At 68.9% G+C, this 23,707-nt stretch carries 30 protein-coding genes; 21 read left to right on the top strand and 9 right to left on the bottom strand.

Annotated features, from left to right (window positions below; translation table 11 throughout):
- Window positions 1-324 precede the first annotated feature (324 nt).
- From R5H19_RS15010 to R5H19_RS14960, 11 genes are all read left to right on the top strand, one after another.
- Window positions 325-1,119, top strand: coding sequence for a TerC family protein (locus R5H19_RS15010; RefSeq protein WP_318159845.1), 795 nt, complete (start codon window positions 325-327; stop codon window positions 1,117-1,119).
- A 162-nt stretch (window positions 1,120-1,281) separates the two neighbouring features.
- Complete coding sequence (locus R5H19_RS15005; RefSeq protein WP_318159844.1) at window positions 1,282-1,674, top strand: GNAT family N-acetyltransferase; 393 nt, start codon at window positions 1,282-1,284, stop codon at window positions 1,672-1,674.
- A 78-nt stretch (window positions 1,675-1,752) separates the two neighbouring features.
- A complete protein-coding gene (locus R5H19_RS15000; protein ID WP_318159843.1) occupies window positions 1,753-1,974 on the top strand; it encodes a TonB-dependent receptor in 222 nt (73 codons plus the stop codon).
- A gap of 100 nt (window positions 1,975-2,074) precedes the next feature.
- Window positions 2,075-2,776: an alpha/beta fold hydrolase gene (locus R5H19_RS14995; RefSeq protein ID WP_318159842.1), complete on the top strand. Its 702-nt coding sequence runs from the start codon at window positions 2,075-2,077 to the stop codon at window positions 2,774-2,776.
- A gap of 182 nt (window positions 2,777-2,958) precedes the next feature.
- On the top strand, window positions 2,959-3,117 hold the full coding sequence (locus R5H19_RS14990) for a hypothetical protein (protein ID WP_318159841.1): 159 nt from the start codon (window positions 2,959-2,961) through the stop codon (window positions 3,115-3,117).
- A 123-nt stretch (window positions 3,118-3,240) separates the two neighbouring features.
- A complete protein-coding gene (locus R5H19_RS14985) occupies window positions 3,241-5,433 on the top strand; it encodes a M3 family metallopeptidase (protein WP_318159840.1) in 2,193 nt (730 codons plus the stop codon).
- Between the two features lie 145 nt (window positions 5,434-5,578).
- Window positions 5,579-6,628: a hypothetical protein gene (locus R5H19_RS14980; RefSeq protein WP_318159839.1), complete on the top strand. Its 1,050-nt coding sequence runs from the start codon at window positions 5,579-5,581 to the stop codon at window positions 6,626-6,628.
- Window positions 6,629-6,641: 13 nt separating this feature from the next.
- Window positions 6,642-7,445: a lysozyme inhibitor LprI family protein gene (locus R5H19_RS14975; protein WP_318159838.1), complete on the top strand. Its 804-nt coding sequence runs from the start codon at window positions 6,642-6,644 to the stop codon at window positions 7,443-7,445.
- 295 nt (window positions 7,446-7,740) lie between these two features.
- Window positions 7,741-8,361 (top strand): antitoxin Xre/MbcA/ParS toxin-binding domain-containing protein, encoded by a 621-nt coding sequence (locus R5H19_RS14970; protein WP_318159837.1) that lies wholly within the window; start codon window positions 7,741-7,743, stop codon window positions 8,359-8,361.
- Window positions 8,358-8,810: an RES family NAD+ phosphorylase gene (locus tag R5H19_RS14965; RefSeq protein ID WP_318159836.1), complete on the top strand. Its 453-nt coding sequence runs from the start codon at window positions 8,358-8,360 to the stop codon at window positions 8,808-8,810. The genes R5H19_RS14970 and R5H19_RS14965 overlap by 4 nt, the downstream gene beginning before the upstream one ends.
- A 176-nt stretch (window positions 8,811-8,986) precedes the next feature.
- The gene (locus R5H19_RS14960) at window positions 8,987-9,397 is read left to right on the top strand and encodes a YbaN family protein (RefSeq protein ID WP_318159835.1); all 411 of its coding nucleotides are present in this window, start codon (window positions 8,987-8,989) and stop codon (window positions 9,395-9,397) included.
- A 59-nt stretch (window positions 9,398-9,456) separates the two neighbouring features.
- On the opposite strand, the gene R5H19_RS14955 is transcribed toward R5H19_RS14960, so the two are convergent.
- The 3 genes from R5H19_RS14955 to R5H19_RS17865 all read right to left on the bottom strand — a co-directional run bounded on the left by R5H19_RS14955 (window position 9,457) and on the right by R5H19_RS17865 (window position 11,973).
- The gene (locus R5H19_RS14955) at window positions 9,457-10,308 is read right to left on the bottom strand and encodes an endonuclease/exonuclease/phosphatase family protein (RefSeq protein ID WP_318159834.1); all 852 of its coding nucleotides are present in this window, start codon (window positions 10,306-10,308) and stop codon (window positions 9,457-9,459) included.
- Window positions 10,309-10,396: 88 nt separating this feature from the next.
- Window positions 10,397-11,383 (bottom strand): transporter, encoded by a 987-nt coding sequence (locus tag R5H19_RS14950; protein ID WP_318159833.1) that lies wholly within the window; start codon window positions 11,381-11,383, stop codon window positions 10,397-10,399.
- A complete protein-coding gene (locus R5H19_RS17865; RefSeq protein ID WP_343230729.1) occupies window positions 11,380-11,973 on the bottom strand; it encodes a hypothetical protein in 594 nt (197 codons plus the stop codon). The genes R5H19_RS14950 and R5H19_RS17865 overlap by 4 nt, the downstream gene beginning before the upstream one ends.
- Window positions 11,974-12,239: 266 nt before the next feature.
- Between R5H19_RS17865 and R5H19_RS14940 the strand changes: the two genes are divergently transcribed.
- Both R5H19_RS14940 and R5H19_RS14935 read left to right on the top strand, forming a co-directional pair.
- Window positions 12,240-12,620: a hypothetical protein gene (locus R5H19_RS14940; protein ID WP_318159832.1), complete on the top strand. Its 381-nt coding sequence runs from the start codon at window positions 12,240-12,242 to the stop codon at window positions 12,618-12,620.
- 224 nt (window positions 12,621-12,844) lie between these two features.
- Complete coding sequence (locus R5H19_RS14935) at window positions 12,845-13,147, top strand: hypothetical protein (RefSeq protein WP_318159831.1); 303 nt, start codon at window positions 12,845-12,847, stop codon at window positions 13,145-13,147.
- 6 nt (window positions 13,148-13,153) lie between these two features.
- On the opposite strand, the gene R5H19_RS14930 is transcribed toward R5H19_RS14935, so the two are convergent.
- Together R5H19_RS14930 and R5H19_RS14925 are read right to left on the bottom strand one after the other, a co-directional pair.
- Window positions 13,154-13,972 (bottom strand): META and DUF4377 domain-containing protein, encoded by an 819-nt coding sequence (locus R5H19_RS14930; RefSeq protein WP_318159830.1) that lies wholly within the window; start codon window positions 13,970-13,972, stop codon window positions 13,154-13,156.
- A gap of 67 nt (window positions 13,973-14,039) precedes the next feature.
- Window positions 14,040-14,741 (bottom strand): murein L,D-transpeptidase catalytic domain family protein, encoded by a 702-nt coding sequence (locus R5H19_RS14925; protein WP_318159829.1) that lies wholly within the window; start codon window positions 14,739-14,741, stop codon window positions 14,040-14,042.
- Window positions 14,742-14,951: 210 nt separating this feature from the next.
- On the opposite strand from R5H19_RS14925, the gene R5H19_RS14920 reads away from it, so the two are divergent.
- Both R5H19_RS14920 and R5H19_RS14915 read left to right on the top strand, forming a co-directional pair.
- Window positions 14,952-16,550, top strand: a complete 1,599-nt coding sequence (locus R5H19_RS14920; protein WP_318159828.1) for a L,D-transpeptidase family protein — start codon at window positions 14,952-14,954, stop codon at window positions 16,548-16,550.
- Window positions 16,551-16,783: 233 nt separating this feature from the next.
- Window positions 16,784-17,029 (top strand): hypothetical protein, encoded by a 246-nt coding sequence (locus R5H19_RS14915; protein ID WP_318159827.1) that lies wholly within the window; start codon window positions 16,784-16,786, stop codon window positions 17,027-17,029.
- Here the strand turns inward: R5H19_RS14915 and tsaA are convergent.
- Complete coding sequence (tsaA, locus tag R5H19_RS14910; protein ID WP_318159826.1) at window positions 17,024-17,587, bottom strand: tRNA (N6-threonylcarbamoyladenosine(37)-N6)-methyltransferase TrmO; 564 nt, start codon at window positions 17,585-17,587, stop codon at window positions 17,024-17,026. The genes R5H19_RS14915 and tsaA overlap by 6 nt on opposite strands.
- Window positions 17,588-17,632: 45 nt before the next feature.
- Between tsaA and R5H19_RS14905 the strand changes: the two genes are divergently transcribed.
- The 3 genes from R5H19_RS14905 to R5H19_RS14895 are packed head-to-tail and all read left to right on the top strand — an operon-like array spanning window position 17,633 to window position 19,276.
- Window positions 17,633-18,007: a YciI family protein gene (locus R5H19_RS14905; protein ID WP_318159825.1), complete on the top strand. Its 375-nt coding sequence runs from the start codon at window positions 17,633-17,635 to the stop codon at window positions 18,005-18,007.
- A gap of 2 nt (window positions 18,008-18,009) precedes the next feature.
- Window positions 18,010-18,531, top strand: coding sequence for a hypothetical protein (locus tag R5H19_RS14900; RefSeq protein ID WP_318159824.1), 522 nt, complete (start codon window positions 18,010-18,012; stop codon window positions 18,529-18,531).
- Window positions 18,532-18,559: 28 nt separating this feature from the next.
- On the top strand, window positions 18,560-19,276 hold the full coding sequence (locus R5H19_RS14895; protein WP_318159823.1) for an HAD family hydrolase: 717 nt from the start codon (window positions 18,560-18,562) through the stop codon (window positions 19,274-19,276).
- Window positions 19,277-19,365: 89 nt separating this feature from the next.
- Here R5H19_RS14895 and R5H19_RS14890 read toward each other — a convergent pair whose 3' ends face one another.
- Entirely contained in the window at window positions 19,366-20,652 is a 1,287-nt protein-coding gene (locus R5H19_RS14890) for an aminotransferase class I/II-fold pyridoxal phosphate-dependent enzyme (RefSeq protein WP_318159822.1), read from the bottom strand.
- 350 nt (window positions 20,653-21,002) lie between these two features.
- Window positions 21,003-21,278, bottom strand: coding sequence for a hypothetical protein (locus R5H19_RS14885; protein ID WP_318159821.1), 276 nt, complete (start codon window positions 21,276-21,278; stop codon window positions 21,003-21,005).
- 63 nt (window positions 21,279-21,341) lie between these two features.
- Here R5H19_RS14885 and R5H19_RS14880 point away from each other — a divergent pair, with 63 nt between their 5' ends.
- Together R5H19_RS14880 and R5H19_RS14875 are read left to right on the top strand one after the other, a co-directional pair.
- Complete coding sequence (locus R5H19_RS14880) at window positions 21,342-21,800, top strand: putative toxin-antitoxin system toxin component, PIN family (protein WP_318159820.1); 459 nt, start codon at window positions 21,342-21,344, stop codon at window positions 21,798-21,800.
- 64 nt (window positions 21,801-21,864) lie between these two features.
- On the top strand, window positions 21,865-22,053 hold the full coding sequence (locus R5H19_RS14875; protein WP_318159819.1) for a CPXCG motif-containing cysteine-rich protein: 189 nt from the start codon (window positions 21,865-21,867) through the stop codon (window positions 22,051-22,053).
- A gap of 509 nt (window positions 22,054-22,562) precedes the next feature.
- Here R5H19_RS14875 and pncA read toward each other — a convergent pair.
- Window positions 22,563-23,213, bottom strand: coding sequence for a bifunctional nicotinamidase/pyrazinamidase (gene pncA, locus R5H19_RS14870; protein WP_318159818.1), 651 nt, complete (start codon window positions 23,211-23,213; stop codon window positions 22,563-22,565).
- A 57-nt stretch (window positions 23,214-23,270) separates the two neighbouring features.
- Here pncA and R5H19_RS14865 point away from each other — a divergent pair, with 57 nt between their 5' ends.
- Window positions 23,271-23,705 carry a hypothetical protein gene (locus R5H19_RS14865; protein ID WP_318159817.1) on the top strand — a complete coding sequence of 145 codons (435 nt, stop codon included), beginning with the start codon at window positions 23,271-23,273 and terminating at the stop codon, window positions 23,703-23,705.
- Window positions 23,706-23,707: the final 2 nt, after the last annotated feature.

Below are 23,707 nucleotides of genomic sequence, written 5' to 3'. Positions count from 1 at the left end.
GGCGCTGGCGTGTGCTAGCATCGCCGTCGAAGGGGAGTAGCTCCCGATCGCTGTCGCCGTCATGACGAGCCCTGGCTCCGGTGCAGCAGCAAGCCAGCCGCTGGTTTGCGAGCAAGACCTTCGCCGATCCACGGCGAAGGCGCGTCCATTGCAGATGCCCTTGCGGCCGTGGCCCTTGAGCCTTGCCGGAGCATCCGCATGCGATTGGACGTCCATCCACGAACGTAAAGCACGACGACCTCCGTCGTTTCCGGTGACCGGGCTTTCCCGGCCGCCCGCGCCGCGCTGCCGGCGCCATGCACCCGCCCCACGAAGAGACCTTCCATGGAACTGCTGACCCATCCCGAAACCTGGATCGCCCTTGCCACGCTGACGGCACTCGAGCTGGTGCTCGGCATCGACAACATCATCTTCATCTCGATCCTGGCCGGCAAACTGCCGCCGGCGCAGCGCAACGCGGCACGCCGCATCGGCATCGTGCTGGCCGCCGTCACCCGCCTGGGCCTGCTGCTGGCGATCGCCTGGATCGTGGGGCTGACCGCGCCGCTGTTCACGCTGTTCGGCCATGCGTTCTCGTGGCGCGACCTGATCCTGATCGGCGGCGGCCTGTTCCTGATCGGCAAGGCCACGCACGAGATCCACCAGAAGCTGGAAGGCGCCAGCGAGCAGGTCACGGTGGGCGCGGCGGCGGCGACGTTCGGCGGCGTGGTCATGCAGATCATGCTGCTGGACATCGTGTTCTCGCTCGATTCCATCATCACCGCGGTCGGCATGGTCGACGAGCGCTGGATCATGGTCGCGGCCATCCTCGCCTCGATCGGTTTCATGCTGGCGTTCGCCCGGCCGATCGGCGAGTTCGTCGAGCGCCATCCCACGGTCAAGGTGCTCGCGCTGAGCTTCCTGATCATGATCGGCCTGGTGCTGGTGGCCGACGGCTTCGGCCAGCACATTCCCAAGGGCTACATCTATGCCGCGATGGCCTTCTCGGTGTTCGTGGAGCTGATCAACCTGTGGATCCACCGGCGCGCGAGCCGGCAGGTCGCGCCGGTGGCGCTGCACGAGAAGTACGTGCAGGAGGGTACCGAACAGGTGCGCCCGTCCGCGGCCCGAATACCATGAACTCCCCTGCGGTGCGGAACCCCTGCATGACGACGTCGCGCGACGCTACCCCGGCCGACTTTCCCGCCATCCTCGCCCTCAACGAGGCATTCGTGGCGGTGCTGAGTCCGCATCGACGATGCGCGGCTGGCGCGGCTGCATGCGCAGGCGGCGCTGCATCGGGTGATCGAGCGGGACGGGCGGGTCGAGGCGTTCCTGCTCGCGCTGCGCGAGGGGGCGGACTACGACAGTCCGAACTACCGCTGGTTTGCGCAGCGCTATCCGCGTTTCCTGTACGTGGATCGCATCGTGGTGGCCGCCGGTACGCAGGCGCGCGGCGCCGGTCGTCGGCTGTATCGCGAGCTCCACGCGCTGGCGGTGCGCGACACGGTGCCATGGATCACCTGCGAGTTCGACATCGAGCCGCCCAATCCCGCGTCCGAGCGTTTTCACGCCGGGCTGGGTTTTCGCGAGGTCGGCCGGCAGTCGCTGCACGGCGGCAGGAAGACCGTCTCGCTGCAGGCGCTCGATGTCGCTGCGGGCGATACGCCGCTGGCCGCCCTCGACGCCGGTTGACGCCCGGGCGGAGTTCGCCGCCATGCGCCACGGCAAAGGGCTATGCTGGCGGGACGGTCACGCCAGGAGGCTCCCGCCATGACCACGGTCTCCGGCAAGACGAAGAACGGCTTTACCTACGAAGGCGATTACCAGCAGGCGAGCGGCGGCCGCATCGTGTGGACGGCGACGTTCCGCCGCAATGGCGATTACGCCGGCGTGCGGCACGGCCGCATGTTCGGCATGCAGGATACGGCGCCGGCGGCGCTGGATGACCTGGTGAAGGCCGACATCGAGGCGACGTGGACTGACGCGACCTGATCCGTCCGGCGCCAGGCGCGAGGTTGGCCGAACGGCGATGTCGTCGTGCCGCGACCGGCGCGCTCGCCGATAATGTCCCTTTTGATTGCCTGGCATGCCCGTGACTGATCTTCGGCCGTCGCTGTTGCTGCTTCCCGGATTCCTGTGCGACGAAGACCTGTGGCGCGACCAGACGGCCGGCCTTGCCGACGTCGCTGATTGCCGGGTGGCTGACCTGAACCATGGCGACAGCATCGCCACACTGGCCCGGCAACTACTGGCGACGGCGCCGCCGCGCTTCGCGCTGGCCGGCTTTTCGTTCGGCGGCTACGTCGCCCAGGAAATCGCGCGGCAGGCGCCGCAGCGCATCGAGCGGCTGGCGCTGCTCGACACCTCGTTCCACGCCGATACGCCCGAACGCATCGCGCAGCGGCGGGCGGCCAACAAGTCGGTCAGCCTGCCCGGCGAGTTCCGCGGCATGACCGAACAGCTGCTGCCGAGTTTCATCGCGGCGGAGCGCCTGCGCGACGCCGCGCTGGTGCAGCGGATCAACGCGATGACGCTGCGCCAGGGCCGCGAGGTGTTCATCCGGCAGAACGCGATGCGGCGCGAGGACGGCGAAGCGGTGTTGCGCAGCCTGGTCTGCCCGGCGCTGGTGTTGTGCGGCCGGCTGGACGTGCTCACCCCGCCGGCGCTGCACCAGGCGATGGCGGCGCTGATGCCGCAGGCGCGGCTGGTGGTCGTCGAAGACAGCGGCCACATGAGCCCGATGGAACAGCCCGCGGCGGTCACCCGGGCGCTGCGCGACTGGCTGGCGGCATAGGTACGCGCGATCTGTCCGGCTGTCCGGCGAGTCGCGCCGGCTGTCCGCGGACAGCCCGCCGGCACCGCGCACGCATCCGCCCGATGCAGGCGGGACAAGGCTTTGCGGGCTTCGCGACGGGTTGGCACGGTGGTTGCTCTCTCTGCAACACAGGGAAACCCATCCACCAGCGGAGACACGTCATGAAATTCGAATCCTTGATCCTGGCCAGCCTGTTCGCCGTCTGCTTCGCCGTTTGCGCGTTGGTCATGGGCGCCATGCTGACGGCCACGCCGGACGCGGTGCAACTGGCCGGCGCGCACAAGACCGCGGTGGTCGTTCCGGCCGCACGGGCGGGCTGACCGCGGTCGTTCCACGTACCTGGATGGCCGCGGCGAATCGCCGCGAACCATGGCTTTAGTCATGCATGGAAGCGGAGTGCATTGGGTAGGATCGGGGTTTACCCCACGACGAGATCCTTACTGATGAAGCACCCCATCGCGCTGGCCCTGGCCATTGCCCTGTCCGGCTCCATGGCCGCCTGCACCGATGCCGGCAGCGGCAAGAGCGAGTCCGCCACGTCGCAGGCGCAGACCGACGCGGTCGTGGCCGACGCCGGCAATCCGTTCTTCAGCGAAAGCCCGCTGCCGCTGCACTACCCGCAGTTCGACAAGATCAAGGACAGCGATTTCGCCCCGGCTTTCGACCGCGGCATGGCCGAGCAGCTCAAGGAAGTGCAGGCGATTGCCGGCAACGCCGAGGCGCCCACGTTCGACAACACCATCCTCGCGCTGGAGCGATCCGGGCAGATCCTCAGCCGCACCTCGACCGTGTTCTTCAGCCTGGTCGGCGTGGACACCAACGACGCGCGCAAGGCGCTGCAGGCCGAGTACGCGCCGAAGCTGGCCGCGCATCGCGACGCGATCTCGCTGGACCCGGCGTTGTTCGCGCGCATCCAGCAGCTGTACGACACGCGCGACAGCCTGGGCCTGGACGCCGAGGGCGTGCGCCTGATCGAGCGCTACCACACCGGCTTCGTGCGCGCCGGCGCCAAGCTGTCCGACGCCGACAAGGCGCAGCTGAAGGCGATCAACGGCGAGCTGGCGAAGCTGGGCACGCAGTTCAGCCAGAACGTGCTGGCCGAGGTGAACGATTCCGCCGTGGTGGTCGACACGAAGGAAGAACTCGCCGGCCTCACCGACGAGCAGATCGGCGCCGCCGCCGCCGCCGCGAAGGCAAAGGGCCTGGACGGCAAGTACGTGATCGCCCTGCTCAACACCACCGGGCAACCGCCGGAAGCCCAGTTGCACAACCGCGCGCTGCGCCAGCGCCTGCATGAGGCGTCGATCGCCCGCGGCAGCCGCGGCAACGCCTACGACAACACCGCGATCGTCGCGCAGGTGCTGAAGCTGCGCGCCGAGAAGGCGACCATGCTCGGCTATCCCACCTACGCCGCCTACGTGCTGGCCGACGAAACGGCGAAGACGCCCGAAGCGGTCAACGCCATGCTGACCAAGCTGGCGCCGCCGGCGGTGGCGAATGCGAAGCGCGAGGGCGCGGCGATCCAGGCGATGATCGACAAGGAACAGGCGGCGAAGGGCGAGCCCACGTTCGCGCTGCAGCCGTGGGACTGGGCGTACTACACCGAGAAGGTGCGCGCCGAGAAGTACGACTTCGACGAGAGCCAGTTGAAGCCCTACCTGGAGATGAAGAACGTGCTGGAGAACGGCGTGTTCTACGCCGCCGGCCAACTCTACGGGCTCAGCTTCAAGCAGCGCACCGACCTGCCGGTCTACGATCCGGACGTGCTGGTGTACGACGTGTACAACGCCGACGGCAGCCAGCTGGCGATCTTCCTCGCCGACATGTACGCGCGCCCGTCCAAGCGCGGCGGCGCGTGGATGAACTCCTACGTGCAGCAGTCCGCGCTGACCGGCAACCTGCCGGTGGTGGCCAACCACCTCAACATCACCAAGCCGGCCAGCGGTCCGACCCTGCTGACCTGGGACGAGGTGACCACGACGTTCCACGAGTTCGGCCACGCGCTGCACGGCATGTTCTCGAACGTGAAGTACCCGTACTTCAGCGGCACCAGCGTGCCGCGCGACTTCGTCGAGTTCCCCTCGCAGGTCAACGAGATGTGGGCCGACTGGCCGAGCGTGCTGGCGAACTACGCCAAGCACTACCAGACCGGCGCGCCGATGCCGAAGGCGCTGCTGGACAAGGTGCTGGCCGCCTCGAAGTTCAACCAGGGCTTCGCCACCACCGAGTACCTCGGTTCGGCGATGCTCGACCAGAGCCTGCACCAGGCCGGTGCGGACAAAATCCCCGCCGCCGCCGGCGTGACAGCGTTCGAGGCCGCCGCGCTGAAGGCCAACCGCACCGACTACGCGCCGGTGCCGCCGCGCTACCGCACGCCGTACTTCAGCCACATCATGGGCGGCTACGCAGCCGGCTACTACGCCTACATCTGGTCGGAAGTGCTGGACGCGAACACGGTGGAGTGGATCAAGGCCAACGGCGGCCTCACCCGCGCCAACGGCGACCGCTTCCGCGCCACCCTGCTGTCGCAGGGCGGCAGCAAGGACGCGCTGCAGCTGTTCCGCGACTTCACCGGCCAGGAACCGAAGATCGAGCCGCTGCTGAAGCGGCGCGGGCTGGACGGCGCGGTCGACTGATCCGTAACCGTCCGCAGGAAACGAAGCCGCCCGGAGTGATCCGGGCGGCTTTTTTGTGCGTGATGCGGGCAGCGCGGAGCAGGCCGGGGAGTGCGCTAGACTCGGCCCGGTTGTCGTGCCGCCTTCCGCCCATCGAGACGTTGCCATGGCCCACTTCCGCACCGCGCATCCGGGACACACCCGTTCGCTCGTCCAGCAGTCGGCGCCGGGGCATCGGCCTGCGCCGGCGCGTCCGCAGCACGGACGCGCACCGGTCACCGCGGTGGCCGGGCGCAAGGCCAAGGGGCGGCACCGCGCCGCTCCCGCCGTGGTGCCGCCCAGCGCGGCGGACATCGCCGCGCTGGCCACCTACGCGCGACCGACCGCGTTCGACCGGATCAAGCTGCGCGAGGGTTTCCTGACGCAGTTCGGCAACAGCCAGCGCTTCGACAGCACAGCGATCCCGCCGCTGGAACAGTTGGTGGGTTTCATGGAAGCCGACAGCAGCATCGCCGACATCCGCTGGATGGCCTATATGCTGGCGACCGCGTACTGGGAGACCACTTCGCTGAAGAAGGAAACGGTGCCAACACTGGACAAGAAAGGCCAGCCGCTGCGCGACAAGAAGGGCCAGCCGCTGGTGCACTCGCGCCAGCGCTGGGCGATCACCATGGCGCCGGTGGAGGAGGTCGGCCACGGCGCTGGGCGCAATTATTTCCTGCCGGTCAAGGTCAAGGCGCTGCCCGGCGGCGAGGCCCGCGTCACCGAACAGGACGGCGACCAGTTCACCGTATCCGCCAAGGGCCTGCAGACGGCGATCAGCAAGGGCGCCAGGATGGGCGCGGCGGCCACGCAGAAAGCAGTGAAGACCTACGCCGATGACGACGGTACCGAGCTGAGCTATTTCGGCCGCGGCTACGTGCAGCTGACCTGGTGGTCGAACTACGCCAGGGCCAGCGCCCAGCTGGGCCTGGGCCTGCAACTGCTGCTGGATCCGGCGCAGGTGCTGCAGCCGGCGATCGCCTACCAGCTGATGGCGCACGGCATGCGCACCGGCGAAGGCTTCGCCAACGGCAGGAAGTTCAGCAACTACTTCAACGGCGCGAAGACCGACTACGTCAAGGCGCGCGCCATGGTCAACGGCAGCGACCATGCAGCGGACATCGCTGCGATCGCTCGCCAGTTCGAAATCATCCTGCTCGCCGCCAAACCCTGACCGGAAACACACGATGCCACTGATCCCGTCGCTTCGTCCCTGGCGTGCGTTGCGCTCCACGCGCTGGCTGTTGCTGGGCGTGTGGTGCGTGGCCGGCTGCGCCACGGGCGCGGTTTCGCCATCGCAGCTGCGGGGCACGTGGGAGGTGGTGCAGGTGGCGGTGGACCGGCAGGACCAGCCGCACTGGGCTTATTTTCCCGACGACCCGCGGCTGCTCGGCCGTATTCTGGAGATCGGTGCGGCAGGCATCGCGCTCGACGACGATTCGCGCGCCTGCACGCAGCCGGCGCTGTCGGACCTTGCGCCGGGCAAGCTGCAGGATTTCATCAGCCAGCATTTGCCGCGTCCCGCCCGCTTCGACACGCCGACCGCGCCGACCCTGCGCGACTTCGGCCTCGACCTGCCGGATGCGCCGGCCGCGCCCGTGCAGGTCCACTGCACGCCCGACGACTCGCCGTGGAACGGCGCCTGGCTGGTGCCGCTGCCCGCGGGGCGGCTGCTGACCAACTACGACAACGGCGGCTACGCGCTGCTGCTGCAGCGGCGCGAACCGGGAGCGGCGATCCACGCCTCGTTCGCCTGCGACAAGGCGCACTCCGCCGTCGAACAGACGATATGCGCCTCGCCCACGCTGGCCGGCTACGACCGCAGCGTCGCCGCCGCCTATCGCCGCGCGCTGGACCTGGCCGGCGACGACGCCGGCGCGGTGAAACAGGCGCAACTCGAATGGCTCAGGAGCCGCGACGCCTGCGGCGCGAACGCCGAGTGCCTGGGGCAGGCCATGCGCGAGCGCGTCGAGCAGTTGATGCAGCAGTAGACTGCGGCCAGTGAGCAGCGTGTTCCGGTGTATCGGTGTGCGCTGGAGCGTGATCGCTGGGAGCAGACTCGTCACGAAGCGGGGCGGATCGATCTCAGCCGCCGGTTTGGAATGGCTGGTCGAAAGATCCGTTGCGTCTGTGGCGAGGGCTGTTACCGGCCAAAAGTGGTCGTTCGAAGGTTTACTCTGACCCGGACTTTGGCCTTGGATATGAAGAACCTGCTTGGCGGCATGTTCAGCTTGATTGACCAAATGGGCATATAATGTGCCCATGTTGGAAATGCGGAGGCGCGTCATGGGTGATCCAAAGAAAGTTATCGGCCCGCTTGAAGGCGGTCTCTCTGCAAAGAAGGCCGGCAAGAAAATCAAGCGCGTCTCCACGTCCGTCTTGAAGGCACGCCAAGTCGGCAAGAATCCGGTGCACGGAAGCGAGTTGCAGGAAATGCGCTTGCAGGCTCGCAAGATGAAAGGCAGAGCGAAGGGTAAGAGTTCGGGTACAAAAAAAATGGTTGTGAAGACGGCAACCAGGCGCATCCTTAAGCCGTTGCGTCACGTCGAGGCTCTTGAGGCGGTGCGCTCCGGTCTCCTGCCTCAGGAACTCAATACCCTGATTGAACGAGGGTATGCGCGTGCCGAGCTCGTGAGGCTTATCGGCCCGCGCAGCACTATCGAGCGCAAGCTCAGCGGAAGCATTCGCCTAGATTTGCAGGAGAGTGACCGCCTGGCCCGATTGAGCAGAATCATCGCCAAAGCCGAGGCGGTCTTCGGCAACGCGGAGAAGGCGAGGCACTGGATGGAAAGGCCGTCATCCAAGTTACCGCGCGGTGAATCCCCGTTATCCCTACTTGACACGGATGGTGGCACCCAGGTGGTGACGGAACGCTTGTTGCAGATAGAACATGGGATCTTCGCTTGAGGCTCTGGCGACTGAGCCGTCATGTCAGCCTGGATGGTCGCGGTGGCTTATTTGCGGCCGGTCGATGGCACAACCAAGGACGACCAGTCCTGTACACCGCCACCTCGCCGTCGGGCGCACTCGTCGAGGTGCTCGTCCATCTAGATGTTGAGCTAGGGGAGATGCCGGATGGATACCGCCTGCTTGGCATCGACGTGCCTGATGACACGATGAGTGATGCTCGCCACGAGGCTATTGCTGACAGGCTGTCTAACTTGGACAGATCGCGGGCCTTGGGTGATGCGTGGCTGCACAGCTGCGGCAGTCTTCTTTGCCGCGTGCCTAGCGCGATCATTTCTCACACGGACAACGTGCTCATAAATCCCGCACACTCCGACATGGCGAGAGTAGTCCTCAGTATCGACGAGCCGTTTACCTTCGACGAACGGCTGCTCGGAGTCGATAAGTAACCCTAAAAATGAGAATCAGCGGCGGCTTTTGATGGTCCGCTCCGAGCCTGCAGCAGCCGTCGACCTCGAATAAGTGGTGTGGCAGCGTGCTGCTCATACCTCGCGAAGCCCGAAAAACAACCCTGCCGGCATGCGCTAGAGTCGGTCGGCACCTGTTAGCGAATCCGCTTCCTGCCATGCCCGATCCCACTGCCCCCGAACCACGCCGCGCCCGCCTCGTGCGTTGGCTGCTGTTCGCGGTTGGTGCGCTGTCGCTGGCACTGGGTGTGCTCGGCATGGTGTTGCCGGTGCTGCCGACCGTGCCGTTCCTGTTGTTGACGGCGGCCTGCTGGTCGCGGGCGTCGCCGCGCTGGCATCGCTGGTTGTTGTCGCGGCCGCGGCTGGGGCCGGCGATCGCGCGCTGGGAGCGCGAGCGCACGATTCCGCGGCGGGCCAAGTTCAGTGCGGTCGCGCTGGTCGTGCTGTCGATGGGTACGTCGATCTGGTTGCTGCGCGAGCACGCCTGGTTGCCGTGGGCGCTGGCGGGTGTGGCGGTGCCGGTGCTTGCGTTCATCCTGCGCCTGCGCGAAACGCGCGACGGCGCGTGAGCGCGGCGCGTCCGGCGTGGACGCGCGCTGCGGTGACGGCGGTCGGTTGAAGCAGCGGTTCAGTGCACTTTGTCGTGCTTCGGCCAGCGCAGTTCGGCCACCACCGGGAAGTGGTCGGACGGATAGCGGCCGTCCTGCTGCGTGGTGACGATGCGCACCGCGCCGGCGTGCAGGCCGCGGTAGAGGATCCAGTCGATGCGCCGGTCCGGCGTGCCGGTGAAGTTGTGGAAGGTGGCTTCGGGACCGCTGTGGCTGGCGGCGTCCAGCCAGGCGTCGTGCAGCACTCCGGTGAGCAGCGCGTGGGCGGGGCTGGCCGGCGTGGTGTTGAAGTCGCCGGTCAGCACGATCGGCAGGTTCGCCGGCACGGCTTCGAGGCGGCCGAGGATTTCCTGCGCCGCGCGGGTGCGCGCCGGTTCGTCCTGGTCGCGGTAGGGGAAGTGCGTGTTGGCGTAGTAGAAGCGCTGGCCGCCGGCCTTCAGCTCGAACAGCGCCCAGGTCACCATGCGCGGGAACGGATGGCCCCAGCTGATGCTGCCGGGCACGTCCGGCGTGTCGGACAGCCAGTAGTCGCCGGACTCGACCACCTTGAGCCGGTCGGTGCGGTAGAACACACCCATGTGCTCGTCGCCGTCGCCGCCGCGGCGGCCGCGGCCGAACCAGGCGTAGTGCGCGAGCTTGCCGACGAGGTAGTCGCCCTGCAGCTTGTACAGCTCCTGCGTGCCGATCAGGTCGGGCTGCTGTTCGCGGATGGCGCGCACCATCAGGTCGCGGCGCAGCTCCCAGCGGTTGGCGCCGTCGTCGGGGCTGGGCAGGCGCACGTTGAAGCTCATCACGCGCAGGGTCTGCGCGGCGGCCGGCGGGAACGGAAGGAACAGCACGGCCACGGCAAGCAGCAGATGGACGAGACGCATGGGTGAATCCCCCGGGCATGTCGAAACGGGATGATCGACCGTAGCACGCTTGCGCCGTCGGCTGTGGCTGCCGGCGCAAGCGGCGAACTCAGTGCACGTAGTTGAGCGCCACCGCCGGGGTGACCGTGGTGGCGCTGGCGTGGCCGCCGGTGATCACGCGCACGCCGACCAGCATGCCGACGCGGGCGCTCCAGTTGTATTCGATCGCCGGCGCGAAACCGAACTCTGTGCTGGTGCCGGAATCGCGGCGCCAGGGCGAGGAGCCCGGCGCATCGCCGGGCAGCGCGACGCCGCCGCGCACGCGGGTGCTGTGGCTGTGCCGGTAGGTGAGGTCGAACGCGAGCACCCAGCGCTGGCTCAGGCTGTATTCCCACGCCGCGTTGACGAGGAAGGAGCGGCCGGGCCGGGCCGTGCCGCGGAAGCCTTCCGGCGTGCCGTAGACGCTGACGTCCGCGACGTTCGCCGTGCCGGAGAATGACTGCGCCACGTTGAAGCGCATGCGCAGGATGCGGCCATTCGCCAGCCAGAAGTACGTCTGCGTGTTGACCTGCAGCGTGGTGGTGCGGGCGCCGCTGCCGAGGCCGTCGGCGGGGCGGTTGCCGAGGCGGTCGTGCTTGCCGGTCGGCAGGGTTTCCTGCAGCTGCAGCGAGATCGTGGGTAGCCAGCTGCCTTCGTGGAACTGGGTCAACCGGTACTGCGCCTGCACGCTGACGTCACCGAAGCCGACGCCGGAGCTGTCGCGGCCGCCGTCCACCCGGTTGTAGCCCAGCACCGGCACCAGCCCGACGGTGAGCCGGTCGGTGAGTCCGTACAGCATGTAGGTGAGCGAGCCGTAGCCGTTCGCGTGGGCCGAGCGCACGTCATACAGATAGGGCTCGATCAGCACGTGGCCGCGCGGCAGCGTCGCCGCCGAGTTGGCCAGCATCGGGCCGGTCCACCACGCGTCGTCCAGCGACTGGCGCGGCGCCGCCGTGGCGTCGCCGACGCTCTGCGGGTACGCCGCCTGCAACGGCAGCGCGATGCCCAGCACGCTGCACAACAGCAGAACCCGGCGGCCGCTCGGCCGGGTTTTCATGATCGGTCCCGTAGCGCTTTTTCCAACACGCACGCGTCGTTCTCCCCTGCAGATGATCGTCGTTGACCCGGGCAGTCTCGTCCCGCGCACGTGCCGTGCATCGCGGTGCCTGCCGGAAGCGCGCACAGCATGCACCCGTCGAACGGGACAGGACACCCCGTTTCTTGCCATGCCTCGCGTTGGCCGGCTGCGACGCGCGCGGCATGGCGGTCCCGGCCGACGATCCGGGCTATCTGGTGCAGGCGGCCGAGCACCCGGATGCGGCGAAGATCGCGCGGCTGAGGAAAACCAGTTGCGACATCGCCGCCTCGAAAGTCTGCGCCGGCGCCTGGTCGCAAGGCTATCGCCTGAGCGCCGACTACTACCTCGGCGACCGCGCGATGCGCGAGCCGGGCTTCGACACCAGCTTCCGCATGGGCCCGTTCGGCGGTTCCACCCACCACTACGCGCCGGTGGATCTGAACAGTTTGCTGTACCGCTACGAACGCGACCTGCACGACTTCGCCGTCCGCGCGCTGGGCCGAGGTCGCCGCGGCGCGGCGCGCGGCGATCGACAAGTACCTGTGGCGCCCCGACCAGGGCATGTACATGGACGACGACTTCGTCAGCGGCAAGCCGTCCGGCTGGAGCAACGGCGTGTACCTGAAGCTGCAGGCGCTGCTGCGCGAGCGCGCCGCTGCGCCGTAAGCGGACGTAGCGGCCTCGGGCATAATCGTCGGCGGAGGGAGCAAGGGACACGCATCGCGGCGGCGGAAGTTTTCCGCCCCGGCCGGCGGGCCGGGATGGCGGCTGCCCATGCGTGGCGACATCGGCCGGTTACCGCCGGGGTTTTCAGTCAACCAACAGGGGAAACCGCATGAACGCCTACAATCCATACGAGGCGCCGAAGGCCGCCATGGCCGCGCCGGTGGCGAGCGACGCCGGCATCGAGCAGGTGGCCCGCGCGCAGAAGCTGATCATCTTTTCCATCCTCGCTTATTTCGCCGGCGCCGCGTTGCGGACTTTCCTCGGCCCGATCGGCCTGCTGCTGGTGCTGGGCGCGGTGCTGATGGGGCTGGTCGGCACGTTCCGCCTGTGCTCGGGGCTGGGCTATTCGATGCTGGTGCGGGTGATCCTGATCGTGCTGATGTTCGTGCCGCTGGTCAGCCTGATCGTGCTGCTGGTGCTGAACGCGAGGGCGACCGCCAGGCTGCGCGCGGCCGGCTATCACGTGGGGCTGCTGGGGGCGACGCGCTGAAGCGGCCGGCGACAGCCTCATCCGGTGGCGGCCAAGCCAGGAGAGCCGCCGGTTTCCTGCTCCTGTGGCTCGTTTCTTCCTGTGCCTGGTCCGCCCAGCCGGCCACCGGCTCGCTGTGCCACGCGCCGGAGACCACCTATTTCAGTTGCCGGACGACCCGCCATACGACGGTCAGCCTGTGCGGCAGCCTGCCGTCGAGCCTGCAGTACCGCTACGGCAAGGGCGTGCAGGTGGAGCTGCAGTTTCCCGATGATCCGGCGACGGGCGCCCGGCAGCTCGGCTATGCGCATTACTCCCGCTACCAGGTCGAGCGCAGCGAGGTCACCTTCAGCCATGTGGATGCCGACTACGCCGTGTTCGATTACACCGAGAACGGCCGGCGCAGTGCCGGTGTGCACGTCACCACCGCGGACGGCAGGGAATCGGAGATTCGTTGTGCCGGCCCGCTCCAGGGCCAGCTGGCGCCGCTCGGCAACAGCCTGCGCTGCGACAGCGACAACGCGCTCAACGGCGGGCAGTGCCCCTGATGCCGGTCAGCGCTGCTTCGCGTCCGGCGTTTTGACCGTCTCGCTCTCGACCACCATGTCCAGCACGTACGCGCTGGACGGCGCGCCGGCCGGCGGCCGTTTCAGCGTGTAACGCTTCACGCGCAGCACGTTGCGTACGCCGGACTGGTGCGCGTAGCCCTCGATGTCCTGCGGCAACGGATGCCACGGGCCGGGCTCGCCCGCGCGCAGGCCGTTCGCGTCGTAGTGGCGTTCGCGCACCTGCAGGCAGGTCCGGTCCGGCAGCGGCGGGTGCGGGCAGGGCACCGTCTGCGGCGCCACTTCCATGAACATCGTTGCGCCGGGGCCGTCGTAGTGCGCCTCGGCGGTGGGCTGGCCGACGAAGGTGAAGGTGCGGCCGCCGGCCGCCGCCAGGGTGAGCAGCGGCGTATCGCCGGCCAGCGACAGGATCAGCGTGGGCCGGCCCTGCAGCATGGCCTTGATGGCGCTTTCGCGCTGCATCAGGGTGGCGTCGCTGCAGGCCATCATGGTCTGCAGCAACGCCGTGGTGACCAGGTGGTCGTCGACGATCCGGTAGCCGCCGCCGATCGCGTTGCAGGCATGGCGCACGCTCAGTTGGCCGTTGCTGAAGTCGAGCTGCAGCGGCGGCCTGCCGGTCTTGCCGAACAGCGCGTCGAGGCGCTGGTTGTCGGCGTCGACGGCGTCGCGCAGTTGCCAGTGGTAGCGCGCGAGGGTGATGGTCGAGGTCGGCATGCTGCTGGCCGTGGCGGGCGCCTGCGTGGTCGAGTCCGGCGCCGTCGCGCAGGCGGCCAGCGCGAGCGAGAGCAGCCACAGCGAGGTTTTCATGCAATGCCTCCGGCAGGGCGCACGCCGGCAGGGTAACGCAGCCGTGGCCAGTCGTGGTGGTGCCGGTTCAGGGGGCGTTGAGGCTTGCGGTCACGGCGCGCCCGCTGCCGCACTTGAGGTAGGGCGAAGTGTCGAGCCAGCGCGCATCGGGGTAGTAGGAGAACACGTACTGGCCGCCCTTGAGCGTGTCGATCAGCGGCCGCGCGATCGCGTTGCGCACGGCCGGGCAACCGTAGCTGCGGCCGATGCGGCCCTGCCGGCGGGCCAGCGCGGGGTCGACGTAGGAGGCGCCGTGGATCACCAGCGCGCGCTCCAGTGCGTGATCGTTGATGCCGGGTTCCAGCCCTTCCATGCGCAGCGAGTAGCCGTTGCGACCGGCGTAGGTATTCAGCGTGCGGAACAGGCCCAGGCTGGATTGCAGGCTCTCCGGCGTGTTGGAGAACCGGGTGGCCAGGTTCTCGCCGGTGTTGCGCCCGTGCGCCACCAGTTCGTGGTACAGCAGCTTGCGCTTGGCCAGGTCGAACACCCACAGCCGCGGCTCGGTGGAAGGCTTCGAGTAGTCGATCACCGCCAGCCGGTCGGACGGCGGCTGGCCTTGCTCGGCGGCGCATTCGGTGGCAGCGAGCGCCAGGCCGATCACCTTGGGGTTCGCCTGCGGCGCGAGCTTGCTGAGCGCGTCCTGCAGCGACGGTTCCGCGGCATGCGTCACGGCGAAACAGCCGGCGAGGAAAAGCGTCAGGGCGGTGGCGTGGCGCAGGAGTCGGTTCATCGGAACGGCGTGGCGGGGACTGGATCAGGCATGCGGTCGCCGATCCTAACAGCCCCCCGTTAAGAACCCGTCGGGGGCGGCCGGCGCTTGCGCCGACGGGCGGCTGTGCTATGACAGGCCGAGTCCCTTGCGCAGGATCGCCTCGTGCCGTCGAAATTTCCCCGTGCCCTCCGTGCCGTTGCCATGCTGGGCTTGTTGCTGGGAACCGCCGTGCATGCACAGCAACCCGCCGCCGAGCAGCCGTTGGGGCCGGTGGCCGAACAGATCCGCGAACGGGTCGAGCAATGGCGCGCTGCGCACGCCGACGCCGATGCCGCCAGGACACCCGGCGAGGCGGTGGCGATGTTCTACGAGCAGAACCGCTTCGCGCCGGCGTGGACGCCGGACACCTTCGACCAGTTGCTGGCCGCACTGCGCGGCGTGGCCGACGACGGCCTCGATCCGCAGGATTACGGGCTGGCCGAACTGCAACGCCGGCGTGCGGTGCTGGCCGATGCGCAGGCCGCCCCGGCGCAGCGTGCGCAGTCCGACCTGCTGGCCACCGACGCCTGCCTCGCCGCGCTGCTGCACCTGTACCGTGGCAAGGTCGATCCGGCCACGCTGGACACGCACTGGAACTTCGACCCGCGCCAGCTCGACCAGACGCAGGGTCTCAAGGCGGTGCGCGAGGCGCTGGCCCAGGGGTCGCTGGACGCGCTGTTTGCGCGGGCGCGGCCGCAGCATCCGTACTACGGCCAGCTGCGCACGGCGCTGGCGAAGCTGCGCGAGGTGGCGGCGCAGGGCGGCTGGCCCGCGATCGCCGATGGCCCCACGCTGAAGCCGGGCAGCCACGATCCGCGCGTGCCGGTGCTGCGCCAGCGGCTGCAACTGGTCGGCCATGCGGTGGGCGATGGCGCGGACGACCTTTACGACCCGGCGCTGGAAGCCGCGCTGAAGCAGTTCCAGCGCGAACAGTACCTGGCCGCGGACGGCCACCTGGGCAAGGCCACGCTGGCCGCGCTGAACGTGCCGGTCGCCTCGCGCATCGAGCAGCTGCGCGCGAACCTGGAGCGCGCGCGCTGGCTGCTGCACCAGCTGCAGGGCAAGTTCGTGGTGGTCGACATCGCCGGCTACCAGGTCATCTACTACAAGGACGGCAAGCCGGTGTGGCGTTCGCGCGTGCAGGTGGGCAAGCCGTACCGCAGCACGCCGGTGTTCAAGTCGAAGATCACCTACCTCACGCTCAACCCGACCTGGACGGTGCCGCCGACCATCCTGAAGAACGACATCCTGCCGAAGCTGCGCAAGGACCGCGGCTACCTGGCCGCCAACCGCCTGCGCGTGCTGGACGGCCAGGGCCGCGAGCTGTCGCCCTCCAGCGTGGACTGGGCCAACCCGCGCGGCATCGTGCTGCGCCAGGACGCCGGCCCGGGCAATTCGCTGGGCCGGCTGGTGATCCGCTTCCCCAACGACTACGCGGTGTACATGCACGACACGCCGCACCAGGAGCTGTTCGCCAACCAGCAGCGCACGTACAGCTCCGGCTGCATCCGGGTGGAGCGCCCGCGCGAGCTGGCCGAGCTGCTGCTGGACGATCCGGTGCAGTGGAATCGAGCGGACATCGACCGCGCGATCGACACGCTGAAGACGCAGACCGTGATGCTGCGCAAACCGGTGCCGCTGCTGCTGGCGTACTGGACGGTGGACCTGCGCGAGGACGGCCGGGTCGGTTTCCGCCCCGACGTGTACCGGCGCGACCCGCCGCTGCTTGCCGCGCTGGCGCGCCCGCGCGTGTCGCCGTGGCTGCCGGCGGCCGCCGCGGCTCCCTGAAGCGAAAAAAAGCCGCGCCGGCGGGGAGCCGGGCGCGGCCAAGGTTTGAACCGATCCACTGCCAATGCATCGGGTGCCGGCAACGAAGCCATCCGCACCAGCCCGGGCAGTGTGCCTGGCGCGGGTCTCACGGACTGGGACCGCCCTGATCCCGGTCAGGGCGCCCGGCCGCGCCGGCCGCCATCATTCGCCGCCGGCGGATGTGCCGCCGTCAAACCCTGGAGACCATGCCGATGCTGTTTCAAGTGAAGGATTTCGCCGGCGACACCGGCGCCATCGCCGCCATCCTGCGTGCCCATGACGCCACCGCGAAAGTCGTTGGCGATGCCGTCGCCGGGCAGATCGACGTGTCGGCGCAGATGACTTCGGGCCAGGTCGTCACCGCCCTGCACGAGGCGGGCTACGAGGCCGTGCGCGTGTCCGAGCCGCGGCAGATCCACGTCAGCGGCGGCAGCACCTGCTGCGGCAGCTGCTCATGAACCGCTGACACCCTCGCCGCGCGGCCGCGTGCGCGGCTTGCGCGGCCCCGGCGCGGAGTGCCGGCCCTGCGTCGCGTCGATCGCGTCGATCCAGCCCGCGCGCGCCTGCGGGAACGCATCGGCGTACGGCACGTACGGCTTGATGTCGAGGATCGGCGTGCCGTCGAGCAGGTCCACCCCGCGCACGCGCAGCGCATTTTCCTCCACCGCCAGCAGCTCCACCGCCGACAGCCCGAGCGCGTTCGGCCGGTGCGGCGAGCGCGTGGCCAGCACGCTGCGCTTGCCGCCGCCGCGCGGCGGGCGCACCTCGGCCTTCCAGCCCTCGCTGCGGTGGAACGCGAACAGCAGCCAGACCCGCTCGAAGCCGGCCAGGTCGCGGAACGCCGCCGCGGGGAAGCCGGCCACGAACTCGATCACCGCTTCGGCCGCCGCCCCCGTCTCGGTGCCGGCCACCACGGTGGGCTGGTGCGGCGCGTCGATGCGCTGCGCGTACGGCGAGCGCACGAACGCGATCGGGTGGCAGGACAGGGCGTGCAAACTATCGGGCGCGGTGCTCATTGCGGCATTATCGCTCCTTCGCTCCGCTTCCCTGCCGAGGACGCCATGAAATATCTCGTGATGATCTACTGTGACGACGCCTTGCTGGACGCGCTGCCGGAGGGCGAGTTCGACACCCTGATGCACGGCTGCTTCGTCAAGGCCGACGCCTTGCGCGCGAACGGGCAACTGCACGACTCGCAGCAACTGGAAGCGCCCTCGACGGCGCGCACCGTGCGCGTGCGCAACGGCCGCACCAGTGTGGTCGACGGCCCGTATGCCGAGACCAAGGAATACCTGGGCGGCTTCAACCTGATCGAGGCCGCCGACATGGATGAGGCGGTGCGCATCGCCTCGGCCTTCCCGTGGTCGCGCACCGGCGCGATCGAGATCCGCCCGATCCGCGACATGGACGCGGTGCGGCGGCGGGTCGGGGCCTGAACATGCGCGACGACGACGACTTCGAGGACGAGCGCGACTTCGACGACGAAGACGACTCGGTCGAGGCGAAGGTGTGGCAGTGGCTGCTGCTGATCAATCCCGGCGACGAGGAGGCCGCGTTGCTGCAGTTCAACACGTATCGCGAGGCGGTGGCCGACGGCGACGACGACGAGCCGGTCGAGGTGGTCGGCCGGGTGATCGACTGGCGCGCCGGCTTCATGGTCGCCGAGGACGACCTGCGCGCGCTGGTGCAGGCGATCGACGAACTGGCCGCACGCTGGAACCTGTCGATCGACTGGGACGGCGATCCGGACGACGACGACTTCTTCGACGCCGCCGATGCCGGCACCCTGCTCGGCATCGCCTACGACCGCCTCGCCGAATCCGGCTACACGCTGTGGGTCCGCGAGACCGACGATGATTCGCATGCCGGTTGGATCACCCTGAGCCGCGACAACGAACCGATGCGCGAACTGGCCACGGCGCTGCACATCAACCTGCGCCTCGGCAGCGACGCCGGCTGACGGCGGAGCCCACGGGAACGGAACGGCCATGCTGCAATTGATCGGTTTCGACGGCGACGACACGCTGTGGCACAGCGAGGGCTACTACCGCGCGGCGGGCGACGCGTTCGCCGCCATCGTGGGGCGCTACGTGGACCTCGGCGACCAGGGCGTGCACGACAGCATGCTGGCCACCGAGCGGCGCAACCTCCGGCTGTTCGGCTATGGTGCCAAGGGCATGGCGTTGTCGATGGTGGAAACCGCCATCGCGGTGACCGACGCGCGCATCAGCGCCGCCGACATCCATCGCCTGGTCGAGCTGGGCAAGACCGTGCTGCAGCATCCGGTGGAGCTGCTGCCGGGCATCCGCGAAGCGGTCGAGGCGGTGGCGGAGCAGTACGAGGTGGTGCTGATCACCAAGGGCGACCTGTTCCACCAGGAAAAGAAGGTGGCCGAGTCGGGGCTGGCCGAGCTGTTCCGCCGCATCGAGATCGTGTCGGAGAAGGACGCCGCCACCTACCGCCGCGTGCTGGGCGAGTTCGCGCTGCAGCCGGCGCAGTTCGCCATGGTCGGCAACTCGCTGCGCTCGGACATCGAGCCGGTGGTGCGACTGGGCGGCTGGGGCGTGCACCTGCCCTACCACGTGACCTGGGCGCACGAGCTGGAGAACGGCCTGGGCGCCGACGAGCCGCGCGTGCTCACGGTGGACGCGCCGGCGGCGATTCCCGCGGCGGTGGCGCGATTGGCCCGACTGGCGGCAGAGTGACCCGGGCATGCGGTTGCGCGATGGCGGTGCCGGCGGGTGACGCAAAGGGCCGGCGCCAGCCGGCCCTTTGCGTTGTGGGTGTTGTCGCGTCAGGCAGCGGCCAGCGCCTGGTCCAGATCGGCGAGCAGGTCGTCGATGTGCTCGATGCCGATCGACAGGCGCAGCATGTCCTCGCTGACGCCGGCCTTGGCCAGTTCGCCGGCGTCCAGCTGCCGATGCGTGGTCGAGGCCGGATGGGTGGCCAGCGACTTGGCGTCGCCGATATTCACCAGTCGCGTGAATAGCTTCAGTGCATCCAGTACCCGCGCGCCCGCCACGCGCGGATTCTCGCCGGCGCGGCCCTTGACGCCGAACGACAGGATGCCCGACGCCCTGCCGCCCATGTACTTCCGGGCCAGCGCATGATCCGGGTGGTCGGCCAGGCCGGCATATTTCACCCAGGACACCTTGGCATGGCGCTGCAGATGCTGTGCGATCGCCAGCGCGTTGTCGCAGATGCGCTCCATCCGCAGTCCCAGCGTGCTGATGCCCTGCAGGATCAGGAACGCATTCATCGGCGAGATCGCTGCACCGGTATTGCGCAATGGCACCACCCTGGCCCGCCCGATGTAGGCGGCGGCCCCCAGCGCCTCGGTATAGACCACGCCGTGATAGGACACGTCCGGTTCGTTGAGGCGGCGGAAACGCTGCTTGTGTTCAGCCCAGGGGAACTTGCCGCTGTCGATGATGGCGCCGCCGATGCTGTTGCCGTGCCCGCCGAGGTACTTGGTCAGCGCCTGCACCACGATGTCCGCGCCATGCTCGATCGGGCGGCACAGGTACGGGCTGGGCACGGTGTTGTCGACGATCAGCGGGATGCCGTGCGCGTGCGCGATGTCGGCCAGTGCCGCGATGTCGCTGACGTTGCCCAGCGGGTTGCCGATCGACTCGCAGAAGATCGCCTTGGTGCGTGCATCGATCAGCGGGACGAAGGACTCCGGCTTGCGCACGTCGGCAAAGCGCACCTCCAGTCCCTGCTGCGGAAACGTGTGGGCGAACAGGTTGTAGGTGCCGCCGTAGACGGTGGCGGCCGAGACGATGTTGTCGCCGGCTTCGGCGATGGTCTGGATCGCATACGTCACCGCCGCCATGCCGGAGGCGAGCGCCAGTGCCGCGATCCCGCCTTCCAGCGCGGCGACGCGCTGCTCCAGCACGTCCTGGGTCGGATTCATGATGCGGGTGTAGATGTTGCCGGGCACCTTGAGATCGAACAGGTCGGCACCGTGCTGGGCGTTGTCGAACGCATAGGCGACGGTCTGGTAGACCGGTACCGCCGAGGAGCGGGTGGTGGGGTCGGGCGAGTACCCGGCATGGACGGCGAGTGTCTCTATCTTCATCAAGTGCTCCTGGGGCACGGTTGTCGGTGCAGAGGTGAATGAGGCGAGCTGGCGTGGCGTCCCCGGCAAGGGACGTTGCGCAGTGTAGTGCAATTGTTTGTATGGAAGTAAAGACGTAAAGACGTCCAAATACGATCAATCGGACGTCGCTGGGGACGGCGGACGGCCATTGGCGGGCCGCGCAGCCCCCTGGCGACGAAGCCGGTGGCGGCTCGTGCGGGCGATGCAGTGCCGCGGATGGCCTGGGGGCGGGCAGCGCCGGCCACCCCTTCGGCGCCGGGAGGGGCGGCGAGCAGGGGTGTGGCGGCGTGATGTCGAGGCGGCGAAGACGATGCCGCCGCGAGGGTGCGTTACGGTGCGGCGGGCGGCGCGTCGTCGTCGAAGCCGGTGTAGCCTTCGGGGAAGATCGGGGTGCCGTCCGCTTCCAGCCCGGTCATGTCGGCCAGCGCCTTCGCCGCGGCGGCCTCGGCAGTGGCCTGGTCGCGGAAGCTGCGGTTCTCGCAGATCGCGTAGTACACCGGAAAGCCGCGGCGGCGCGGGGTGACCGCCAGCCAGGCGGAATAGCGCGAGCCTTCCAGGGTGGCGCCGGAGCGGGCAAGGTAGTCGTCGAACTCGCGCTCGGCCATGGTCGCATCCCGATCGGAAAGCGTGCAGTGTATCGCGCGGCCCGCTTGCGTCATCATGGCGCGATGACTCTCGCCGAGCCGCCTGTGCCGCGCATCGTGCTGGACACCAACGTGTGCCTGGATCTGTTCGTGTTCCATGAACCGCAGTCCGCGGCGCTGCACGTGGCGATGCAGGACGGCACGATCGAGGCAGTGACGCGCGCCGATTGCCGCGCCGAGTGGCTGCGCGTGCTGCACTACCCGCAACTACCGGTCACCGCTGCTGCCCGCCCGGCGATCGAGGCCGCGTTCGATGCGCTGGTGCGCTGTCTGCCGGACGAGCTGGCCACGGCGCCGGCCGCTGCACCGTTGCCGCGCTGCGCCGACCCGGACGACCAGAAGTTTCTGGAGCTGGCGCAGGCAGCGGGTGCGCGCTGGCTGGTCAGCAAGGACAACGAACTGCTGAAACTGGCCCCACGCTGTGCGCGCGACGCGCTGTTCTGGATCGGCCTGCCGCAGGCGTGGTCGCTGCGCAAGGGGTGAGCGTCGCACCGTTGCCGCTACGCCGCCGTGGTGTACTTGGACGCCCGCCTGTCGAGAAGCACCCATGCTCACGCCATGCACCATCGACTGCCCGTACTGCGGCGAACCGATCGAGATCCTGGTCGATGCCTCGATCCCCAGCCAGCAGTACATCGAGGACTGCCAGGTCTGCTGCCGGCCGATCACGCTCGACGTGGCGATCGACACAGACGGCGAACCGCAGGTACGTGCATCCGGCGAGAACGACGCCTGAAGTGAACTTCTGCCTGCCTGCAGGGGAGGTCGGGAGGGGGTTGCTCCGGGTGGCGAGAAAGATCAAGAGCACCCCACCCCCAGCCCTCCCCTGCGATGCAGGGGAGGGAGCAGGGCGTGATGCGGGGGAGGGGGCAGGGCGTACGGACGATGGCCCGCCGTGCATCGCTCCTCCCCCTGCGTGCAGGGGGAGGCTGGGAGGGGGTAGCCCCCGGGTGGCGAGAAAGGCCAAGAGCATCCCACCCCCAGCCCTCCCCTGCGATGCAGGGGAGGGAGCAGGGCGTGATGCGGGGGAGGGGGCAGGGCGTACGGACGATGGCCTGCCGTGCATCGCTCCTCCCCCTGCGTGCAGGGGGGGGCCGGGAGGGGGTAGCCCCCGGGTGGCGAGAAAGGCCAAGAGCACCCCACCCCCAGCCCTCCCCTGCGATGCAGGGGAGGGAGCAGGGCGTGATGCAGGGAGGGAGCAGGGCGTGCGATGGCTTGCTTTGCGGGCTCCTCCCCCGCCCGCCGCTACCCGGCGAACACCGTCGAGTCGACGATGCCGATGCCCTGCGCCTGCAGCGTGGCGCGGGTGGCCGCATCGCCGGCCGGGGTGACCGGGCGGCTCAGGTCCCACAGCACGTTGGCGCGGAAGCCGAGGTCGGCGGCGTCCTGTGCGGTCCACAGCACGCACACGTCGCGCGCCAGGCCGCACACGAACACCTCGTCCACGCCACGCTCGCGCAGCCAGCCGGCCAGCCCGGTGCTCGGGCGCACGCCGTGCGGGCCATGGTTCTCGCGGAAGCCGCTGTAGGAATCCACCGCGCTGTCGCTGCCCTTGCGGATCACCGCGTCCAGCGCCGACCAATCGATGTCCGGGTGCAGCGCGGCGCCGGGCGTGCCCTGCACGCAGTGCGCCGGCCACAGCGTCTGCGGCTGGCCGTACAGCGTGATCTGCTCGAACGGCGCGCGACCGGGATGCGCGTCGACGAACGAGACGTGTCCGTGCGGATGCCAGTCCTGGGTGGCCACCACGTGGCGGAAGCGGCGCGCGCGCAGCAGCGCGTCGAGGCCGGGCACGATCGCGTCGCCCTCGTGGCAGGCCAGTGCGCCGCCGGGCATGAAGTCCGGTTGCACGTCGACCACGATCAGTGCGGCATGGGGTGAGAGCGCTGGGTTCATGGCGTGGGGATGCGGGAAAGGCGGTCAAGTCTAGCGTGCGGGCGGCGATGCGCCGCCATGACCCATAATGCGCGATGCAGCGGCAACGCGAACCAGGGGCAGGCGATGCAGTACGACCAGTCGTGGATGGGTTACGGGATCGTCGGCGGGCTCCAGGCCGGCCTGATCTCGGCGGCGGCAGGGCTGCTGCTGTTCGGCGTGTTCCATTGGCTGGGCCGGCGCAACGGCTGGGGCTGGGGTCCGCGGATCGGCTGGTCGTTCCTGCTGGCGACCGCGCTGAGCGCCAGCGGCGACCTGTGGAACCTGTTCTATTTCAACTACGGCCAGCTGCAATCGCTGCAGCTGCTGAAAGTGAAGCTGGCCGAAGTGCACGACCCGGACCACATCGGCCTGCGTGCGCTGTGCGAACTGCTCGGCGTGGCGCTGGGCATCTACGTCGGCTGGTCGCTCGCCAGCGGCGACTGGCGCCGGCGCTTCGGCGGGCGCCGGTAGTT

The organism is Rhodanobacter sp. KK11 (assembly GCF_033345435.1).
Classification (GTDB): domain Bacteria; phylum Pseudomonadota; class Gammaproteobacteria; order Xanthomonadales; family Rhodanobacteraceae; genus Rhodanobacter.
This window is presented reverse-complemented; position numbering and strand designations above follow the sequence as displayed.

Excerpts from the sequence above, each read along its gene's own strand:
- R5H19_RS15010 (WP_318159845.1), top strand. The coding sequence starts at position 325 with ATGGAACTGCTGACCCATCCCGAAACCTGGATCGCCCTTGCCACGCTG.
- R5H19_RS15000 (WP_318159843.1), top strand. The coding sequence starts at position 1,753 with ATGACCACGGTCTCCGGCAAGACGAAGAACGGCTTTACCTACGAAGGC.
- R5H19_RS14990 (WP_318159841.1), top strand. The coding sequence starts at position 2,959 with ATGAAATTCGAATCCTTGATCCTGGCCAGCCTGTTCGCCGTCTGCTTC.
- R5H19_RS14985 (WP_318159840.1), top strand. The coding sequence starts at position 3,241 with ATGAAGCACCCCATCGCGCTGGCCCTGGCCATTGCCCTGTCCGGCTCC.
- R5H19_RS14980 (WP_318159839.1), top strand. The coding sequence starts at position 5,579 with ATGGCCCACTTCCGCACCGCGCATCCGGGACACACCCGTTCGCTCGTC.
- R5H19_RS14975 (WP_318159838.1), top strand. The coding sequence starts at position 6,642 with ATGCCACTGATCCCGTCGCTTCGTCCCTGGCGTGCGTTGCGCTCCACG.
- R5H19_RS14970 (WP_318159837.1), top strand. The coding sequence starts at position 7,741 with ATGGGTGATCCAAAGAAAGTTATCGGCCCGCTTGAAGGCGGTCTCTCT.
- R5H19_RS14960 (WP_318159835.1), top strand. The coding sequence starts at position 8,987 with ATGCCCGATCCCACTGCCCCCGAACCACGCCGCGCCCGCCTCGTGCGT.
- R5H19_RS14955 (WP_318159834.1), bottom strand. The coding sequence starts at position 10,308 with ATGCGTCTCGTCCATCTGCTGCTTGCCGTGGCCGTGCTGTTCCTTCCG.
- R5H19_RS14950 (WP_318159833.1), bottom strand. The coding sequence starts at position 11,383 with ATGAAAACCCGGCCGAGCGGCCGCCGGGTTCTGCTGTTGTGCAGCGTG.
- R5H19_RS17865 (WP_343230729.1), bottom strand. The coding sequence starts at position 11,973 with ATGTACATGCCCTGGTCGGGGCGCCACAGGTACTTGTCGATCGCCGCG.
- R5H19_RS14940 (WP_318159832.1), top strand. The coding sequence starts at position 12,240 with ATGAACGCCTACAATCCATACGAGGCGCCGAAGGCCGCCATGGCCGCG.
- R5H19_RS14930 (WP_318159830.1), bottom strand. The coding sequence starts at position 13,972 with ATGAAAACCTCGCTGTGGCTGCTCTCGCTCGCGCTGGCCGCCTGCGCG.
- R5H19_RS14925 (WP_318159829.1), bottom strand. The coding sequence starts at position 14,741 with ATGAACCGACTCCTGCGCCACGCCACCGCCCTGACGCTTTTCCTCGCC.
- R5H19_RS14915 (WP_318159827.1), top strand. The coding sequence starts at position 16,784 with ATGCTGTTTCAAGTGAAGGATTTCGCCGGCGACACCGGCGCCATCGCC.
- tsaA (WP_318159826.1), bottom strand. The coding sequence starts at position 17,587 with ATGAGCACCGCGCCCGATAGTTTGCACGCCCTGTCCTGCCACCCGATC.
- R5H19_RS14905 (WP_318159825.1), top strand. The coding sequence starts at position 17,633 with ATGAAATATCTCGTGATGATCTACTGTGACGACGCCTTGCTGGACGCG.
- R5H19_RS14900 (WP_318159824.1), top strand. The coding sequence starts at position 18,010 with ATGCGCGACGACGACGACTTCGAGGACGAGCGCGACTTCGACGACGAA.
- R5H19_RS14895 (WP_318159823.1), top strand. The coding sequence starts at position 18,560 with ATGCTGCAATTGATCGGTTTCGACGGCGACGACACGCTGTGGCACAGC.
- R5H19_RS14890 (WP_318159822.1), bottom strand. The coding sequence starts at position 20,652 with ATGAAGATAGAGACACTCGCCGTCCATGCCGGGTACTCGCCCGACCCC.
- R5H19_RS14885 (WP_318159821.1), bottom strand. The coding sequence starts at position 21,278 with ATGGCCGAGCGCGAGTTCGACGACTACCTTGCCCGCTCCGGCGCCACC.
- R5H19_RS14880 (WP_318159820.1), top strand. The coding sequence starts at position 21,342 with ATGACTCTCGCCGAGCCGCCTGTGCCGCGCATCGTGCTGGACACCAAC.
- R5H19_RS14875 (WP_318159819.1), top strand. The coding sequence starts at position 21,865 with ATGCTCACGCCATGCACCATCGACTGCCCGTACTGCGGCGAACCGATC.
- pncA (WP_318159818.1), bottom strand. The coding sequence starts at position 23,213 with ATGAACCCAGCGCTCTCACCCCATGCCGCACTGATCGTGGTCGACGTG.
- R5H19_RS14865 (WP_318159817.1), top strand. The coding sequence starts at position 23,271 with ATGACCCATAATGCGCGATGCAGCGGCAACGCGAACCAGGGGCAGGCG.